At 60.0% G+C, this 16,821-nt stretch carries 15 protein-coding genes, 2 pseudogenes and 1 riboswitch; of the genes and pseudogenes, 8 read left to right on the forward strand and 9 right to left on the reverse strand.

Annotated elements, in window-relative coordinates:
• Window positions 1–117: 117 nt before the first annotated feature.
• Entirely contained in the window at window positions 118–885 is a 768-nt protein-coding gene (locus GGQ68_RS12500; protein ID WP_183966484.1) for a DeoR/GlpR family DNA-binding transcription regulator, read from the forward strand.
• 106 nt (window positions 886–991) lie between these two features.
• Here the strand turns inward: GGQ68_RS12500 and GGQ68_RS24865 are convergent.
• Window positions 992–1,243: pseudogene (locus tag GGQ68_RS24865) on the reverse strand (hypothetical protein); the annotation flags it as partial.
• Between the two features lie 572 nt (window positions 1,244–1,815).
• Here GGQ68_RS24865 and GGQ68_RS12505 point away from each other — a divergent pair.
• Window positions 1,816–2,439, forward strand: coding sequence for a LysE family translocator (locus GGQ68_RS12505; protein WP_183966486.1), 624 nt, complete (start codon window positions 1,816–1,818; stop codon window positions 2,437–2,439).
• Between the two features lie 143 nt (window positions 2,440–2,582).
• Window positions 2,583–3,125 carry an ATP-binding protein gene (locus GGQ68_RS12510; protein WP_183966488.1) on the forward strand — a complete coding sequence of 181 codons (543 nt, stop codon included), beginning with the start codon at window positions 2,583–2,585 and terminating at the stop codon, window positions 3,123–3,125.
• A 72-nt stretch (window positions 3,126–3,197) separates the two neighbouring features.
• Here the strand turns inward: GGQ68_RS12510 and GGQ68_RS12515 are convergent, their stop codons facing one another.
• Window positions 3,198–3,650, reverse strand: a complete 453-nt coding sequence (locus GGQ68_RS12515) for a GNAT family N-acetyltransferase (protein ID WP_183966490.1) — start codon at window positions 3,648–3,650, stop codon at window positions 3,198–3,200.
• Between the two features lie 355 nt (window positions 3,651–4,005).
• On the opposite strand from GGQ68_RS12515, the pseudogene GGQ68_RS12520 reads away from it, so the two are divergent.
• Window positions 4,006–5,380, forward strand: a pseudogene (locus GGQ68_RS12520) (transposase).
• Window positions 5,381–5,634: 254 nt separating this feature from the next.
• Here GGQ68_RS12520 and GGQ68_RS12525 read toward each other — a convergent pair.
• From GGQ68_RS12525 to GGQ68_RS12540, 4 genes are all read right to left on the reverse strand, one after another.
• Window positions 5,635–5,982, reverse strand: coding sequence for a pseudoazurin (locus tag GGQ68_RS12525; protein WP_183966492.1), 348 nt, complete (start codon window positions 5,980–5,982; stop codon window positions 5,635–5,637).
• A 79-nt stretch (window positions 5,983–6,061) separates the two neighbouring features.
• Window positions 6,062–6,823, reverse strand: coding sequence for an ABC transporter ATP-binding protein (locus GGQ68_RS12530; RefSeq protein WP_183966494.1), 762 nt, complete (start codon window positions 6,821–6,823; stop codon window positions 6,062–6,064).
• Window positions 6,820–7,872, reverse strand: coding sequence for a FecCD family ABC transporter permease (locus tag GGQ68_RS12535; protein ID WP_183967000.1), 1,053 nt, complete (start codon window positions 7,870–7,872; stop codon window positions 6,820–6,822). Before GGQ68_RS12535 ends, GGQ68_RS12530 begins: the two co-directional genes overlap by 4 nt.
• Before the next feature lie 2 nt (window positions 7,873–7,874).
• The gene (locus tag GGQ68_RS12540) at window positions 7,875–8,885 is read right to left on the reverse strand and encodes an ABC transporter substrate-binding protein (RefSeq protein WP_183966496.1); all 1,011 of its coding nucleotides are present in this window, start codon (window positions 8,883–8,885) and stop codon (window positions 7,875–7,877) included.
• 102 nt (window positions 8,886–8,987) lie between these two features.
• Window positions 8,988–9,176, reverse strand: a riboswitch (cobalamin riboswitch).
• Window positions 9,177–9,632: 456 nt separating this feature from the next.
• On the opposite strand from GGQ68_RS12540, the gene GGQ68_RS12545 reads away from it, so the two are divergent.
• The 4 genes from GGQ68_RS12545 to GGQ68_RS12560 all read left to right on the forward strand — a co-directional run bounded on the left by GGQ68_RS12545 (window position 9,633) and on the right by GGQ68_RS12560 (window position 14,330).
• Window positions 9,633–10,019: a hypothetical protein gene (locus GGQ68_RS12545; protein ID WP_183966497.1), complete on the forward strand. Its 387-nt coding sequence runs from the start codon at window positions 9,633–9,635 to the stop codon at window positions 10,017–10,019.
• A gap of 417 nt (window positions 10,020–10,436) precedes the next feature.
• The gene (locus GGQ68_RS12550) at window positions 10,437–12,785 is read left to right on the forward strand and encodes a sensor histidine kinase (protein WP_183966499.1); all 2,349 of its coding nucleotides are present in this window, start codon (window positions 10,437–10,439) and stop codon (window positions 12,783–12,785) included.
• Window positions 12,724–13,203: a response regulator gene (locus GGQ68_RS12555; protein ID WP_183966501.1), complete on the forward strand. Its 480-nt coding sequence runs from the start codon at window positions 12,724–12,726 to the stop codon at window positions 13,201–13,203. Before GGQ68_RS12550 ends, GGQ68_RS12555 begins: the two co-directional genes overlap by 62 nt.
• The gene (locus GGQ68_RS12560; RefSeq protein ID WP_183966503.1) at window positions 13,200–14,330 is read left to right on the forward strand and encodes a sensor histidine kinase; all 1,131 of its coding nucleotides are present in this window, start codon (window positions 13,200–13,202) and stop codon (window positions 14,328–14,330) included. The genes GGQ68_RS12555 and GGQ68_RS12560 overlap by 4 nt, the downstream gene beginning before the upstream one ends.
• A 451-nt stretch (window positions 14,331–14,781) precedes the next feature.
• Here the strand turns inward: GGQ68_RS12560 and GGQ68_RS12565 are convergent, their stop codons facing one another.
• From GGQ68_RS12565 to GGQ68_RS12575, 3 genes are all read right to left on the reverse strand, one after another.
• Window positions 14,782–15,030, reverse strand: coding sequence for a hypothetical protein (locus tag GGQ68_RS12565; protein ID WP_183966506.1), 249 nt, complete (start codon window positions 15,028–15,030; stop codon window positions 14,782–14,784).
• 635 nt (window positions 15,031–15,665) lie between these two features.
• On the reverse strand, window positions 15,666–15,977 hold the full coding sequence (locus tag GGQ68_RS12570; protein WP_183966509.1) for an ETC complex I subunit: 312 nt from the start codon (window positions 15,975–15,977) through the stop codon (window positions 15,666–15,668).
• 342 nt (window positions 15,978–16,319) lie between these two features.
• Window positions 16,320–16,763: a hypothetical protein gene (locus GGQ68_RS12575; RefSeq protein WP_183966510.1), complete on the reverse strand. Its 444-nt coding sequence runs from the start codon at window positions 16,761–16,763 to the stop codon at window positions 16,320–16,322.
• Between the last annotated feature and the right edge of the window lie 58 nt (window positions 16,764–16,821).

Here is a 16,821-nt window from a genome sequence, read left to right on the forward strand (position 1 = left end):
CCCGCCCGTCACGAGACGCGAGGCCGCGGCACCCACAGCCGCGGCCTCGTTTTTTTCTCGAAAAGCAATAGACCTCGCGTGTATCAAGTCAGGATAGCGAGGCAGGAGTCCCGGGCAATGGATACAGACAGGAAGGGAACCCGCCAGCAGCGCCTGATGGAGCAGTTCGCGGCCCAGAGATACATCTCGATCGAAGACATCGCGCGCCGCTTCTCTGTGACCACGCAGACCGCGCGCCGTGACATCATGGAGCTCGAACGTCAGGGCCAGGTCCGCCGCCTTCACGGGGGGGCCATGCTGGCCAACTCGGTCGAGCCCGGCGAGCTGCGCCGACGCCGCGTGACCAACTCGCTCGCCAAGGACCGCATCGGCGCCCGCGTGGCAGACCTGGTCGAGGACGGCGCCTCTGTCTTTCTCGACACCGGCACCACCTGCGAGGCCGTGGCCCGTGCGCTCGTTGTGCGCGAGAACCTGCGCGTGGTCAGCTACAGCCTGCGCATCGCCGCCTTCCTGCGCGAGGTCACCGATTTCACCATCGCCATCCCCGGCGGCTTTGTCCGCCAGGTCGACGGCGGCGTCTTCCAGGAACAGGCGCGCTCCTTCATCTCGGGCTTCAAGTTCGACCTCGCCATCCTCTCGGTCTCGGGCATTGACGAGGACGGCGACCTCGGTGACGACGACGAAGCCGAGGTGGAAAGCGTGCGCACCGCCATGCAGCATTCCAGCCGTGTCCTGCTTGCCGCGGACGGCAGCAAGTTCGGCTACCGCGGGCTTGTCCGGCTGGGCAGCATCGGGGACGTGGATACCATCGTCACCGACCGCCCACCGCCCCCGGGCATCGCGGCGCTTGCGAAACAGGCAGGCGTGGATCTGCACCTCGGTTGAGCCACACTTCAGGCTCGACAGAAGGGCGCGGTGCCAATCGGTGGCCCCCCGTCACCGACCTCGCACCAGCCTCGCCGGCCTGACGCCGACGCAAGATGCGAACCGGTCAAAGAAAGAGCCGGTGTTCTGAAAACCATCTGACGATCCTTTTCCCCTGTCCCGGACGGATGTGTTCCAGGGCTTTCGTGACAGGGGTGCCAAGGTCAAGGTCGTGCGCCAGCAGCCGCTGCCCCATCATTTTGATGCAATGTGCACCTGACCGGCAGGATGTTTCCAAGGGAAATGTTCCGCGAGGTCGTGTCTCGCGGCGGCCCCAGCTGTGGTACCCGCTCCAGCCTTGCCAGAGTGCTCGCCCCAGATTATTGATGTCCACCCAGAAGGGACCCGGGGTTTCCATCCATAAATAACTCACATTCAGGTTATGTTTCGGGGGTCAGGGAGAGGCATCGCAGACATCATTCCGCAGGTCGCGGCGGCGTCACCCTCGCAATGCCGCTGACGGACGACACATTGAGGTTGATCGGCCGGGCCGGCACAGAGGTGCGAGATCGACCGGAACTTCGAGGGCCAGTTCTCGCCCTTCGACCTCATCGACACCGACGCCGCGCAGCAACTCGACGCAAGGACGAGGGCCGGGTTGAACCGTTGAGCTTTATGGTGGCTCCGATCCGGATCAGCCCGTGGCAATTGATCGCTCCACGCCGAAGGGGCCCGCCGACATGACCGGCCCTCACCAGTCATTGGCCAAGATCAGCATTGCCGCAGCGCGGCTTCCCCATACCGGACCTTCATGGCACCGCGCAGCATAGTCCAAGGCCCCAAGTGCAGCAGTGCGGGACAAAATTGCCGTTCGTCATCGGCCCGAGGCCGTGCCGTTGCACTCTGAGCCACGACCACTCATACAGTGGGAAAAACTAGGATAACTATTCCATGCCCGATCTGCTCCTGTTTCTGCCCGTGTGCTTTGCGCTGAACCTTGCGTTTGGTCCAAATAACCTTCTCGCCATGACCCACGGGGCGCAAAAGGGGGTCCTTTTTGCGTTTACGGCAAGCCTTGCCCGTCTGGGTATCTTTATTCCAATGATCACGGCGAGTGCCTTGGGACTCGGTCTCCTGCTGTCGGCCTCGGCACTGGTGTTCAACGCGGTTAAGATTATCGGCGCTGCGTACCTCATCTGGATGGGCATCAGGCTACTAAAAAGTGCGCCGGGAAAGGCAGATTGGGACGCCGAAGACATGAAGCCTTCGCTCCAGAAAGCGTTCCGGGGCGAAGCCCTTGTGGCCGTCAGTAATCCCAAGGCCATCCTAGTCTTCGCGGCATTCTTCCCACAGTTCATCGATACCTCGCACTACTGGACGAGCTACGCGATTCTTGGCGCCAGCTTCATAGCACTCGAAGCCATCGCAATCCTGATCTATGCGACAGCCGGGCGTTTCGCGGTGGCCTTCGCTTCAACGAAGCTCCATTGGTTTCAGCGAGCATCCGGAAGCGGTATGATTATCTTTGGGCTGCTTCTTCTTTTGAGCCGCCAACCCGGTCGAGGTGCAGCCTAGCGCTTGATCTACGTCTGTTGACCGCTCGGAACCACCAGTCGCGGCGCGTCTGAGCGGCGGCACAGCGGGACGACGCGGATATTGTGGACGGCGACGCGCACCGCCATTGCCCTCTCGGGTGTGAATAGGAACGGCGATCTGACATGCCAAGGCTATATCTGATCGGGGCATCCTGCTCGGGCGTCTCGACGCTCGGGGCGACGCTGTCGGCGCGCCTGCGCGTGCCGCTGCTGGATGTCGACGACTTCTACTGGTTGCCAACAGATCCCCCATTCACGACGAAGCGCCCGCCGGAAGATCGGGTCCGCCTGATCCAGGAGAGGCAATCCCGGACGGACGGCTGGGTTCTGTCAGGCTCCTTCATCGGCTGGGGGGATAGCCTGATCGAGCATGTCGAGATCATCGCCTTTCTGTATACTCCGTCCGAGATACGGCTGCGCCGTCTGGAGCACCGGGAGACACAAAGACATGGTGATCGGATCCTCCCGGGTGGCGACATGTATGAAGGTCATCTGGCATTCCGTGACTGGGCCTCTCGCTACGATGATCCGTCGTTCACGGGGCGCAATCTCGCGCAGCATGAGCGCTGGCTCGAAGCACAAGCCGCTCCGGTTCTAAGGCTTGACGGCACACAGCCTGTTGGCGTGCTGGCCGATACGGTCACGACTGCGCTGGACCGGCTCTGAGGGGCCAGGACGCGCGCGATCCCGACCGGCGCGCAGGTGGGCTGGCAGGGAATGGCCCTGCCAGCCCTGGTCTCAGGCCTTGATCCGGAGGGAGGCATTCGGGAACGGGAAGCCGGAGTCATCGACCGCGCGCCGGGACACCTCCTGAAATCCGAGCCGCCTGTAGAAGCGGACGGCTTGCTCATTCTCGGTATATACCTCGAGGGTCAGTTCGTCCTTCCGGGCCAGGGCGTCGGCGATAAGCCTGCGCCCGATCCCGTGGCCTTGCCAGCCCGGCGCGATGAAGATTCCGCCGATGAAACAGTCCAAGAGGCTGATAAAGCCAACAGCGTCTCCGTCAAGGCAAGCCACGGAGGTCTCCGCCTCTGGCAGATACCTCTCCTCGATCAGCCTGCGCTGTTCCGTCAGCCTTGTTTCACCGATGAAGGGGTGCGCCTTCAACGAGGCGTCGAACCATATGGTCGACAGTCTTTCCAGATCCGTTGCCGCGTCGAAGGGCCGGATCACCACGTTTGCGTTCTTCATGAGAACTCCAAAGAAATCATGCAAAAAGGGTCGGCATCCGTGTGCCGAGCGATGCCGCTAGCTGCGGGTCAATCGAAGCCTCTGTGCATAAATCTCCGTCTGTGGCGGGCCTAGCATAGGGCACCCCGCCACCAGTTTCAATGGCGGCAGAGGGCTCCAAGCAGACTTGCGGTGGCGCAGCAGGCCACACGCCTTGGCGCGCCAGGCCTGCGGGGGCCCGCGGCCTATTCCGTTGAAAAACTCCGCTTGCCTGAAGAGCTGGCCGCTGCTTCAATTTGGCTGCGGCAGCTTGAGGTGAACGGCGATGATGGGGTCCCGGCAGGAAGCGCAAGGCGCTCTGTTCTAAGAGTTCTCGATCGAAACGCACGTTCCGCCGGACCACATACTCAGATCGGTTGATCAATTCGTCGACCTGGCCAGCATCCGGCAGCACCTGGCGCCATTCTACAGCTCCACCGGACGACCGTCGGTTGATCCGGAACTGATGATCCGCATGCTTCTGGTGGGTTACATCATGGGCATCCGGTCCGAGCGCCGGCTCTGCGAGGAGGTCCATCTCAACCTTGCCTACCGCTGGTTCTGCCGCCTCGATCTGACCCTCCCGGTGCCGGATCATTCGACCTTTTCCAAAAACCGCCACGGCCGCTTCCGCGACAGTGACCTGTTGCGCCATCTCTTCGAGACCGTGGTGGCGCGCTGCCTCGAGGAGGGCCTCGCCAGCGGCCAGCGCCTAGCCGCGGACGCCAGAATTATCGCGGCTGACGCGAACCGGCAGAACTCCACGCCGAAGTCGGACTGGCAGTCGTGCAGCATCGATCCCATAGACGCGCCTCGGGCTGTCAGGGAATATCTGGACACACTCGATGATGCCGCCTTTGGCGGAGCGAGCCCGGTCGAGCCGAAGTTCACCTCCCATTCCGATCCCGCTTCGCAATGGACCGGGGCTCGGGGAGGTCCGGCCTACTTTGCCTATTCCACCAACGACCTGATCGATACCGACAACGGCGTGATCCTTGATGTGGAGGCCACCCGGTCGATCCGCCAGGCCGAGGTTGGATCGGTGCGGACGATGATCGACCGGGTGAACGATACATTCGGCATCGCACCGGAACGGCTGATCGCCGACACCGCCTACGGCACCGGCGCCATGCTGGACTGGCTGGATCAGCAGCGCGGCATCGCACCCCATATCCCGGTGTTCCACTGCCCGTCAGGCGATTGCGAAGCAATCTGCCGAGAGGGACAAGTCAGCCCGTAGGGATGGGACATTCGAGCGCGCCGACTTCGCCTATGATGCCGAGAGGGATGTCTACATCTGCCCGGGCGGCAAAGAGTTGAAGCAAAGCCGCCGGACCTTCACGAAACCCCGGGAGAAAAAACCCGATGAAGATGGCATGCTTCGCTACCGCGCCGGCAAGGCCGATTGTGATGCCTGCGACCTGAAGGCGCGCTGCTGCCCCAAGGAGCCGTCTCGAAAGGTAACCCGATCAATCTTCGAGCCCTCCCGGGATCGGGCGCGTGCGATCGCTCAGATGCCCGACTACGCGATCTCCTGCAAGCTCCGAAAGAAGGTGGAGATGCTCTTCGCGCATTTGAAGCGAATTCTGGGCCTCAGACGTCTCCGATTGCGAGGCCCGAGCGGCGCACGAGATGAATTCCACCTCGCAGCCACCGCACAGAACCTCCGGAAGCTCGCAAAGCTCCTTCCGACCCCACCGGTCTCCTGTTGAGGTAGGACAGGCACAGGCACCTCAAATCCTGGGCGAGGGTCAACGCGATCGCCGAGCCGAGTTTTTCAACGGAATAGGCCCAGACCTGCCGTTCGAAGCGACCGTCGATGCGGCAACGCACCGTCACCGAAGCAGCCATTCGTGCATCGCGCAGCATTTTTCGTGGGTGAAGGTCAGCGATAGCGGACGAAGCTGCCCTTCGCTGGGTTATAATCGAGGGTCCGCTTCACCTACGGACAACCGCGTTCTGGGTATCATTCGCCAGTCATAAGAATCTTTGACATCCGGTCACGCGCACGTCGCGGCACTGCATCCGGCAGCGGCGATGCACCGTCGACGTCCCCCACGTCGATAATCATCACCATGCCCATGGCGTAATGCGGTGAGCACTTGATGCCGTAGCGTCCCTTGATCTCAAAGCTGACGGAAATCTCTTCGTCGATTTTTCCAATAAAACGTTCGGCACCTTCGGGTAGCATCTCGGGAATGGACGCTGCGTAGTGACCGCGCTGCGTGGCCAAGAAACGGACCGTGTCGCCAGAAGCGATCTGCAGGTGAGCGGGCTCGTAGACCATCGCGCCGGTGTCTCCGCGCGTAAGCATTTTCACTTCATGGGTTTCGGCTTATGCGATGGACGGCAGTAGGGTGATCAACGCAGTTAGAAGTCGCATGGTCGATCCTTTACAGAGCATGAGAAAAATGGAGGCGTGGCGAGCCGTCCGGACCGGCATGGCGCATGGCCGCCACGCCGAAAACTTCGGCAAGCAGCGGCTCGCTCAAAACCTCGGTCGGGGAGCCGGTGGCGAAAAGGCGACCACCTTTGAGCACCCCGATCCGGTCGCAGGCCGTGGCCTGGTTCAGATCGTGCAGCGCGACGACGCGGGTTATCGGCAGGCTCCCGACCAGTTCCATGAGCGAAAGCTGATGGCGGATGTCGAGGTGGTTGGTGGGCTCGTCGAGTAGGAGGAGATCGGGTGTCTGCGCAAGCGCGCGGGCTATGTGGACGCGCTGTCGTTCGCCGCCCGAGAGGGTATGCCAGAGGCGATCGGCGAACGTGGTCATCTCCACCGCGCCAAGGGCGTCCGACACTGCAGCATCGTCGACCCCGCTCCAGCCCCGCAACGGCGAGAGGTAGGGCGTCCGCCCCAGTTCAACTGCTTCGCGGACGGTCAAGCGATCCGTGGTGTCGGCCTGCTGCTCAACGAATGCGATGCGCTGCGCACGCGTCCGGGCCGGAATCCTTACAAGGTCCGCACCTCCAGCCAGGACGCGCCCGACGTAGGCCCGGCGCAGCCCGGCGAGACAGCGCATCAGAGTCGACTTGCCCGATCCGTTAGGGCCGATCAGGCCGAACAGCTCTCCAGGCTCGATCCGGAGCGTGATGTTCTGAAGGAGCGGCGTGCGATGCACGCGCGCCGACAAGGCCTGCACTTCGAGCCTCATCGCTGCGCACCTCGAACGAGGTTCAACGCAAAGGCCGGGGCGCCGACGAGCGCGGTCACCACTCCGATGGGCAGGACCTGACCCGGGACTATGACGCGGCTGATCACATCGGCCGCGACAAGGAACACTGCCCCGGCAAGGGCAGATGCGGGCACCAGACGGTCGTGGCGCGTGCCTACGAGAAATCGCATGGCATGTGGGACGACTAGACCCACAAAGCCGATTGCCCCCACCTTCGAGACGAGAACGCCGACCATGATCGCGGTTGCGGTGATCAGGCTACCGCGCAGGGCCGGCACATTGATCCCGAGCGATGCCGCCCCGTCCGCCCCGAAGGTGAAGGCGTCAAGCCCGCGCCGGTGCCAGAGACAGAGGCCCACCCCAGCAAGGGAGACCAGCGTGCATGCCGTGACATCTTCCCAACGAATGCCAGAGAGGTTGCCCATCAGCCAGAACATGATGCCCCGTGCCTGCTCGGCATTGGCCGAGCGGGCGATGGTGAAGGCCGTGAGCGCATTGAACATCTGCGATCCGGCAATGCCCGCAAGGATGATTGCGGCCGCAGCCTGTGTGGCGCGGCCGCCACCGGCGCCTCCGCTCACGGCATGGGCCAGGACCACGACACACCCGAATGCGAGAAGCGCACCAGTCAGTGCCCCGAACGACATGGAAATCACGCCGCCGCCGACGCCTGCAACCGTTACCAGAACCGCGCCGCTCGAGGCTCCCGCCGAAAGGCCCATAAGGTAGGGATCGGCCAGCGGGTTTCGCAGGAGCGCCTGAAGCACGACGCCTGTCAACGCCAGCCCCGCGCCGCAACAGGCGGCGACGATGGCCCGAGGGAGGCGATAACTCCAGATGATCCCCGCCTCGATCCCATCCACGGGATAGCTTGCGCCCCAAAGGTGGTTCGCCAGCGTTTGAAGGACGGTGGCGAACGACAGCCGTGTCTCGCCGATAGCCGTCCCGGCGAGAATGGTGAGACCGAGGATCAGGGGCGACGCCCACAGGCTGCGCCCCGGCGCGATCTGTGGCGTCGCGGACACCATCGTCATTCGAACGACATCTCCGAGAGCGCCTCGGACAGCGTTTCCAGCCCGTAGATCGAGCGCATCGTCGCGCTCATTGCATGGGCGTCGATCTGCACGATCCTCCCCTCCTGAGCAGCCGTCATTTGGCTTGCCACTGGATCGTTGCGCAGGAACTCCAGCTTTTTCTCGACATCATCGGCCGGAAAGCGGCGGCGATCCATATATGCGATGACCATGATGTCCGGATCAGCGCGGGCAATGGTCTCCCATCCGACCGTCGGCCACTCCTCATCCGAGTCGATAACGTTCTCGATGCCGAGAGCGCCCATCATGTAGCCCGGCGCGCCGAGCCGCCCTGCGACATAGGGATCGATCTCCAGATCGGCCGAAGAAAACCAGAATACCGCCGACAGATCGTCCGGCAAATCGAGCCCCTCGGCCTGGGCGACCGCGTTGGCCTCAACAGCCTCAAGCTCTGCAACCAGAGTTTCGCCCGCGCCCTGCACGTCGAAGATCGCCGACAACTCCCGGATGCCCTTGTAGACGGACGCCGTCTCGAAGGCTCCCGTCCGCGTGCCGTCCCCGCCGGTGGAATTGTCCTTGGTGTCACAATCGGCCGGCATGATGTAGGTGGGGATGCCGATGTCATGGAACATCTCGCGCGTCCCCACGATCCCGCTTTCGCCGACGTGCCATTCGTATTGCACGGCAACCAGGCCGGGCTTCTTCGCGACCACGCTCTCGAAGCTCGGATCGTTATCGGCAATCCGCTCGATCCCTTCGTTCACCTCGGTGAATTCCGGCAGGACCGGATTGAACCAGACCGTAGTGCCCGAGACCTTGGTCGCAAGACCTAAAGAATATAGGATCTCCGTCGCAGACTGGCCAATAGTCACGGCGCTGTCCGGAGCGGCGTCAAAGGATATTTCGACACCACAATTCGTGAGATTGAGGGGGTAGTTTGTTTCCTGCGCTTGCAGGGGTAGTGCGGCGCTGGCCACCAAGGTGGCTGCAATCAAGGTCTGTCTCATCCGATCCGTCCCGTCAGATAGGACCGTCAGGGGCAAGACGTGAAACAGAATAGGCCAAGACGACCACGTCGAGTTTCCCGCCCCGGCACACCCCGTCCGGTCGTAGTTTCATGTCCGTCGGCAGGTCTCCTGACTGGCGGGTTTCCGCACCTCTCGCCTTCCCGGGATAATCCCAGTGGCATTCGAGAGGCACTCGTCGCCTACAGTTGCGGGGGCAGTTCCGTTTACCGGCCAAGGCCGGAACGGATTCCCTTTTCATTCCCGAAGGAAACCGACGCCGAGATCAGTTGCAGAGTCTCCGGCCCGCCGCAAGCGTATTATGAGTGGGCCTGCTGCCAGTCGTATGTGATCGCCATAGCTGCCGTTCGGCCTTTCCGCAGCATATGGAAGTACGGGCTCGAAGCGGTCATGCGGCGTTGCAGCAGGACACGCGCCTGGACTTATCCCCGCGTCCGTCGCTCCCGGCCCGTTGCTGCCGTTCACGCCAGGTACAGATGATGACCGGTGTCGGCCCTATCCGGACCTTCATCGGGCCAGCCTACGCGGCGATGCAGTTCACCGAACCGGCCATTCGCAGCGCTGTGCAGCATGACCCGGCGGCCCGATGTCGGTAGAGCGGACCAAGCGGTCATTGAGGTTACCTTCGCTCTCACGCTTGCAAACACACGTAGTCTTCGCGAACGTAACTATACAAGGATGGGGAGCTATTCGGGGGAAATTGCAATCGTGAATAATGGGAGCGTGAAGATGTCGAAACTGCCAGTAAAAGGGCTTCCTTCAGGTGATGGCGGGCGTCTTCTCGTTCGTGTGCACGACCACTACAAAGTCGGCATTGAGCGATACGATATCGCAAAACTCGCCAACACAGAAAACGGCAAGTCGCTTCTTGTGCTCGTCCTTGGACACGACGACGCCGGCGCAATCTTTATGCCGTATGATATCCGCCGGGCGCTTGGTGTCGATAAAGGCGGAAAGCTTGATTTCTCGATTGAGAAGGTCGGGAAATGCGGCAAGTTGCGCTGGTACTTTACGACACCCGATCCCGCAGTCCATGTACCTGCCTGGATTGCAGCAGTTGCTTTAGGGCTTTCTATTTTGGGTGCAATCCTTGGCGCAGTCTCACTGCTCTGTTGAGGCCGCGGCAGTCGCATCTGCGGCCCTCTGTCGTTCCGTTTCTAATGGTTTCTCAGAGAAGGTACTGATCCAGATGTCTGGGACCTCCAGGTCTTCGGTTTCGTACCCGCGCTGTGTGTGGTGAACTAAAACCGGCCCAAAGCGGCCAGTCGCTCCAAGCGTAGCGAATAACCGGTCTCAGTCCTAGCCTAACTTCTCTCGAGTTTCTTCCTTTCTGAAACTTGCACGTCGAAATTCAGGAAATGGTAAAAGAAAAGAGCGGGACGCCCGCTCACTGCCGGTGCCGAAGCGGGTTATCAGGACGAGCAAGAGACCTTTTCCACCCGGATTCAGCTATTGTTAACAGAACCCATGTCAGATTCCGCCTAGATGGAGGGCTGTCGGATGATCCGTGCCCCTTAACAGCGGGCTCTGCGGATGCTCCATTCGTCTTTTGGTACACGCCTGGTTGTGCTGGTCGCTTTTCTCACGCTGGTGATCTCCATCGGCATGGGTGCGCTAAACTTGTTTTCGTCTTGGACGGAATTAAAACGCAATGCCGAGCAGCACTTGAACAACGTTGCGCGTATCTCAGCCGTGCGCGTCATGGACAGACTCGAGGATATGCAAAAAGACGCTGTGCTTATCGCGTCGGCCCCGCAGACACAGGCTATCGTTCAAGCTTTTGCCTCAAGTTTCGATGGCGATCCCGAAGACACCGGTGTCGCCCCGCAACGCGTCGCGCTGGAACAGCTTTTAATCGGGGTTCTGCAGGCGAGAAGCCCCTATGCACAGGTACGTCTGATTAGCGTGTCCGCGGATGCGCGGGAGTTGGCGCGCGTTGACGCCGGTCCATCAGGGCCGATCGTCACGCCTGCCGACAGGCTTCAGTTCAAGGGCGAGGAAGCATACATGCAGCCTCTTCTGTCAGAGGCTCCACCGACAGCTGGCTACCTCACTCGTATCTCTATGAACCGGGAGAACGGCCGCGTGGAAGCCGATGCTTCGGCGATGCTGCGCTATGTTTTGCCTTTGATTGGTTCGGATGGGCGGGTGGCTGCGGCCGTAGTAATCAACGCATTCGCACAGGATCTTTTTGCGGCGACTATTACAGAACTGGCTGCCCATACCCGCGTAGACGTAGTAAGCGCCAGCGGCACATATCTGACATTCGCGGAGGGCTCCGGGGCTCCGACGCTCCATTTGCCTGACATGCCAGGCTACCAAGGACTGGACTTCCTCTCCGTCTTACCGGAACAAGATGGCTTCGCTCTCGATGAAGAGGCCGGGTATGCGGTGGTAACCGAAGAATTGCCGGGACCTGCCGGACCGTTTTTCGTGCGCTTTATTGCTTCTGAAGACCGTTCCGCACTCTTCGAGCCGTTGCGGCAGGGCCTATGGCAGACGGTTGGTGCGACGCTGATCGGTTGTTGCCTTGCTACAGCCATAGCAATCGCGATCACATCGCGACACCTGCGCCCGTTGAGGAAGCTGTCGGATCATGCCAGCGCGCAAAACGCACCTTTTCAAAAAATGTCGTTCAACTACGACAAGATGGATGAGATTGGCAGCATCGCACGCAGTGTCGAAGCGCTTGTGAACCGGATCATTGAGGACGCGCATCATCACCAAGCCGTGTGGCACAATTGTACTGAGGGGCTGCTCACCGCTGACGGCAATGGCCTCATCGTGCAGGCCAATCCGGCCTGCGAGGCGCTGTTTGGCTATGGCGAGGGCGAGTTGCAGGGGCAGGCGCTGCATGGGCTCTTGCCCGTCGAAGACCGTGAGCGGCATGCGGCACTGGTCCAAAGCTCCAACGATGAAGCCCCACGGCGAATGGCGCAGGACCAGATCGTGCATGGCCTGCGCGCGGATGGCAGGCTCGTGCCGCTCGAAATTCGAATTTCCAGCTTCACCAACGATGCCCGCAACTTTTCCCTCGTTGTGATACGCGACATCAGTGCCGAGCGCGAGCAGAAGGCAAAGCTTGAGAATGCAGTGGAGGCCTTGCATCGCTCGAACGCGGAGCTGGACCAATTCGCCTACGTTGCTTCGCATGATCTGCGCGCACCGCTGCGTGTGATCCGCAACGCGGGCCGCTGGATCGAGCAGGACATTGGCGAGGATCTGGACGAGGAGACAAAAGAGAACCTCGCACTTATGCGCAGCCGGGTCGATCGCATGGAGAAATTGCTGACCGATCTGTTAGAGCACTCCCGCATAGGCCGCGAAAAACTGGACGAGCAAGAGATCACCGGTGCCGAGATGCTCGACGAGATCCGTGACCTCATCGACGCCCCCGATTGTTTCAACATTACCGCCAGCGAAACCTTTTGCTGGGCGACCTTGCCAAAGCTGCCTTTGCGCACCGTTCTGCTGAACCTAGTGTCCAACGCCGTGAAGCACCACCACCTGGCAGCGGGCGAGGTGTGCATTGACCTCGGTTGGACGGAAGATGGACGCGCTCGCTTCAGCGTGCTGGATGACGGGCCAGGCATTGCGCCTGAGTTCCACGACCGCATCTTTGGCATGTTCCAAACATTGCGCCCAAGGGATGAGGTGGAAGGCTCCGGCATGGGGCTGGCCTTTGTGTCAAAAATCGTCGCCCAAGCCGGTGGCTTGGTGGAGCTGCACTCAAAGCCAGGTGAAGGCAGCTGCTTCACCTTCACCTGGCCTGCGTTGAACTCGCTCCCTGGTACTGATTACTCCAGAAAGGAAAAAAACGATGAACAAGGTTTGGAGCGAGAAGGAGCTCAAGGCACTTACAATCTTGCTGCTGGAAGATGATGACGGCGAGGCGAAGGCCGTTCTGCGCGCTTTTCGCAGCTCTCGGATTCTTAATGAAGTAGTCCGCGTGACCGACGGAATTTCCGCACTCGAGGAATTGCGCAAACGCCAGCAGGCAGGTGACGAAAATCCCATTGTCGCCCTCGTCGATATCAACATGCCCCGAATGAACGGTCACGAGTTTGTCGAAGCGATCCGTGCTGATCCGGAGCTGCACGATTTAACGATGTTCATGCTGACCACTTCTGGGGGAACGGAAGACATACAACGTGCCTATGCCCAAAATGTTGCAGGATACGTCGTGAAGGAACGCGCGGGAGAGGATTTCATCCACCTTGTGTCCACGCTGGAAACGTATTGGCGCGTTGTTGAGTTTCCCCGAGTTTCGAAGTGGAGGGGAAATAGAAAAGCGACATGAAGGACGAGAGTGATATGAAGCGAGATCCGCTTGCCGTCTTGATCGTGGACGATGACGTCGGTGACCGCCGTTTGGTCCGTAGGGCGTTGTCCGACAGCGGTCTGATGTTCGATCTGTTCGAAGCGCCGACCTTAGCACAGGCAGAACAGCATCGCGGGCGGATGATAGACCTCGTGGTTCTCGACAACCAATTGCCGGACGGTGAAGGCATCGAGAGCATCAACTACATACGAGACACCTTTTCTGAAGCCGCGATCATCGTGGCCACGGGCAGTGGCGACGAAGAAATCGCTGTCAGGGCTATGCATGGTGGCGCTGAGGATTACATCAGAAAGTCGCGCATCACGGGTGAGACGCTGCAACGCAGCGCGTTGAACGCGATCCGCGTGACGCAACTGCGCCGCAAGTCTGAGAGGCAGGCAGAGGAACTAAAGTTCTTCGCGCATATGCTGGTCCACGATTTCAAAGCACCAATGATGAACATCCGATTTCTGGCTGAGGCAGCGGATGAGGATCTTGGTGACCTACCTATCGAAGAGACGCGGGCATCGCTACAGGACATTCAAAAGTGTGCAGGTCGCCAGCTCGACCTCATCGAAGCATTGAAAGTTCACATTGGCTTTGCCGAAAACGCCACCTTTGAGCCGCACGACATGGGCGATCTTGCGACCGAGGTTGTTCATATGCTGCGCCCGATTGTTGCGGAGCGTTCTGCGAGTATTGAGGTCGAGCCAATGCCGGAGGCGCATTGTAACGCGCCTGAAATCCGACAGTTGCTGCAAAATCTAATATCCAACGCTATCAAGTTCTGCCCTGATCGCCCGTTGATCCGTGTTGGTGTCAAGAAGGATGGCTACTCATCCGTTTTTACGGTCACCGACAATGGTGTGGGCATCCCAAAGGAATATCATACAAAGATCTTCCAGCCTTTCTGCCGTCTCCAGTCGCAAGACAAAGTTCCAGGCACCGGACTTGGCCTTGCCACGTGCGCCAAGATCGTTTCGCGTCACAAGGGAAAAATATGGTGCGAAGATGCTTCAGGCGGCGGCCTTCAGATCTGCTTCACCCTTGGCCAAGCGACCGCTGATGAAAAGCCGGTCTTGCAGCCAATTGAAAAGGATTCTTGAAACGTAGTGTCGGCGATCGGTTGGGGCACAAGTATAAATGTGGCCGCATGAGTGGAGAGCTTTTATGTAGGCGCCAGTTTGCAAAACAGGCGTTGGGCACGATTTGTCTCCGCCGTATGTTACCCCGCACAGTGGAGCCCCAATGGGGCCATAGTAGATAAGTAAAGACGGTTCGCCTTCAATCAGTGTGCACGCATTCAATTGCCACCATTCGTTCAAGATTCACCTAGACATGAATGAAGTAACTATGTGCGGTCTGCTGACTGCGAGTTGCGGTCATTGGTTCAAGATGCAGCGAAAGTCCGCAATCCGCCTTTTGAGCCAGGGCAGATCATCTTGCAGCGCCGGGCGTGAGCGGTGACTATGAAACCATTCGCCCCCAAGAGCGATGACGCTTCGTGTATTCGTAGCTGGTGTTGAGCCCAGCACCCCAGGAAGCCCCTTGGAGGCGTCACTCAGGTCTGATCTCGCGCAGATGGCGAGCAAGAAGGGTGACCAGTCTTCTGCCGGAAATCACCTTCTGGCGTTTGAGGTGGACGAGCCCCCTTTCAACCGGGTCGAGGTCAACGTCGTCTCCAGAGACGTGAGCAACGGTGTCGGCGTAGACATCTGTTGCTGTGACGGGCACCTGACAATTTCTCCGACGCTGATATCGGCTGAGGATCATAGCGACAGCTTGCGTCGGCTTAATGGTCTTCATTGAAGTTCCCACCGCTTTTAAGCGACCTCGTGTCCAGGCTCTCACTATCGCAAGCCCAGCCCCACTGCGCCATGCTCAGGTTCATACGGGGAGGGCACAAGGGCCCTCCGCCGGATCCGCCGCTTCATGCCACGAACCGCACCTCCCCTTCATACGCGAAAGGCGCCGGAGCGTCTGCCCCAGCGCCTCTATCACCGTCTTTCAGAGAGCAGCCTAGGGACAGCAGGCGGTACGTTTCGGCCGACACCCCTTGCGCATTCATCTGCTTTCTCTGATTACGCCTCGCCGAAGCGATCGGCCTCTCAGTCCAGTGGCGTCAACAAGCGCAGGTTGCGCGCCGTCTAAGCGGATCCATCCGAGATCTTATGGCCGGTCCGAGCGCCTCACTGGACCGGCTGCCTGAACGAGTGACTAAAAAGCCGAGTAAAGATGGGATGCATCCCAGCCCTTCGAAACAGACCTTGGCTGCCCCATGTGTCCTCTTCATCCGAATATTGACTCCGATCGATCCGAGACGGGGGGCGATATCAACATATGGAGAAGGCGCCCAGCGGGCGCCCTATATGTTGATCAAAAATTGTCTTCGCGAAATCCTTGCCCCGATTTCGAGACAACTTTGCCCCGATTTACAAAGCTCAGTGCGTCCAGGGCGTCCGGCGGTCCACGGCGAAGTTTTCGGCGTAGCCGCGTGCGCGGAGGTTGGCCTTGCGCTTCTTCGGTTCCGTGACCGTGGCAGTGATTCCATGCTCCTTGGCGTAGGCGAGCGCGGCGTCCTTGGTGTCGAACCGCAGGCGAACCTGCTGTTGGGTGTCCGACGAAGAAGTCCAACCCATCAAGGGATCGATCGACTTGGCCTCATCGGCCACATAGTCGAGATACCAGTGTTTTGTCTTGCCTTGCCCGGACGACATTGCCGTTCTCGCGGGCTGATAGATGCGTGCGCGCATGTCCACACCTCCTGTGATCATCATCGCTTATCTGAAATTCTCGAGCCGAGAGCAACCTTTGATGCAATGCCAATTTTCACGGTCTTCGTCACAGGGCGCAAGCAGCCTTTCGGCTGCGGTCCAGTCGCCACGGGGAGCGAGGGGTGGGTCTTGTGGCGGCGGCACGCCGTCGGCTGCTTGCCTGAGAAAGATACATCTCTGGTGCGATTTCACGCAACGGTTAAACACTTGTTTATCTTTGGGCGGCAGGGTGGCCATCCCCGCGAAATCATCTCTAACCAACTCAGGAAAGGCGATTCTTCCTGACGGGTGCAAAAGCGTGGTCGACCAAAGTCGGTGGTCTCATGTCGTCTTCGACAGCGCTTCGATGAGTTCTTCGGCAGAATAAGAAACGATAAAATTGTTCTGGTCTTCGATTCTGTAGCCATCGACCGTTTGCTGGAACATGCGGCCCGTTCCAAAGCCGGCATCCGAATCGACCAGAATGCCGCGTCGTGCACCACGACGGTCCGGCAGTTTTTGCAGATCAAATGCCAATGTGCGAACCATGTCGCTGGTGCATTGGGCGAAATCGCAGCCGCGCAGATCCCACAGTGTCGCGACATTCGCGGGATAGTCCGACGTTGCACAGATCTGCTTCAGAAGAGGCCGCAGGACATCGCGGCTCAGCGAAACAGGTGGGCGGACATACAAGAGGTGGGGCGACGTTCTCAAAAGAATGATGCAAGGCGTCGCGCTTTCGATCCTGTCGGGAAGGCTGACCTCGAAGGTGCTTTGAGACGGCATGGGAGGAGACCTTGATTCGACGGGAAAAGAAGTCGGGCTTATCGTCTTCTGCGTGTTG

It is taken from the genome of Sagittula marina (assembly GCF_014196795.1).
GTDB classification, from domain to species: domain Bacteria; phylum Pseudomonadota; class Alphaproteobacteria; order Rhodobacterales; family Rhodobacteraceae; genus Sagittula; species Sagittula marina.

Coding starts and splice junctions, on each gene's coding strand:
- GGQ68_RS12510 (WP_183966488.1), top strand. CDS start 2,583: ATGCCAAGGCTATATCTGATCGGGGCATCCTGCTCGGGCGTCTCGACG.
- GGQ68_RS12570 (WP_183966509.1), bottom strand. CDS start 15,977: ATGCGCGCACGCATCTATCAGCCCGCGAGAACGGCAATGTCGTCCGGG.
- GGQ68_RS12555 (WP_183966501.1), top strand. CDS start 12,724: ATGAACAAGGTTTGGAGCGAGAAGGAGCTCAAGGCACTTACAATCTTG.
- GGQ68_RS12540 (WP_183966496.1), bottom strand. CDS start 8,885: ATGAGACAGACCTTGATTGCAGCCACCTTGGTGGCCAGCGCCGCACTA.
- GGQ68_RS12505 (WP_183966486.1), top strand. CDS start 1,816: ATGCCCGATCTGCTCCTGTTTCTGCCCGTGTGCTTTGCGCTGAACCTT.
- GGQ68_RS12525 (WP_183966492.1), bottom strand. CDS start 5,982: ATGCTTACGCGCGGAGACACCGGCGCGATGGTCTACGAGCCCGCTCAC.
- GGQ68_RS12500 (WP_183966484.1), top strand. CDS start 118: ATGGATACAGACAGGAAGGGAACCCGCCAGCAGCGCCTGATGGAGCAG.
- GGQ68_RS12550 (WP_183966499.1), top strand. CDS start 10,437: ATGCTCCATTCGTCTTTTGGTACACGCCTGGTTGTGCTGGTCGCTTTT.
- GGQ68_RS12560 (WP_183966503.1), top strand. CDS start 13,200: ATGAAGGACGAGAGTGATATGAAGCGAGATCCGCTTGCCGTCTTGATC.
- GGQ68_RS12565 (WP_183966506.1), bottom strand. CDS start 15,030: ATGAAGACCATTAAGCCGACGCAAGCTGTCGCTATGATCCTCAGCCGA.
- GGQ68_RS12530 (WP_183966494.1), bottom strand. CDS start 6,823: ATGAGGCTCGAAGTGCAGGCCTTGTCGGCGCGCGTGCATCGCACGCCG.
- GGQ68_RS12545 (WP_183966497.1), top strand. CDS start 9,633: ATGTCGAAACTGCCAGTAAAAGGGCTTCCTTCAGGTGATGGCGGGCGT.
- GGQ68_RS12535 (WP_183967000.1), bottom strand. CDS start 7,872: ATGGTGTCCGCGACGCCACAGATCGCGCCGGGGCGCAGCCTGTGGGCG.
- GGQ68_RS12515 (WP_183966490.1), bottom strand. CDS start 3,650: ATGAAGAACGCAAACGTGGTGATCCGGCCCTTCGACGCGGCAACGGAT.
- GGQ68_RS12575 (WP_183966510.1), bottom strand. CDS start 16,763: ATGCCGTCTCAAAGCACCTTCGAGGTCAGCCTTCCCGACAGGATCGAA.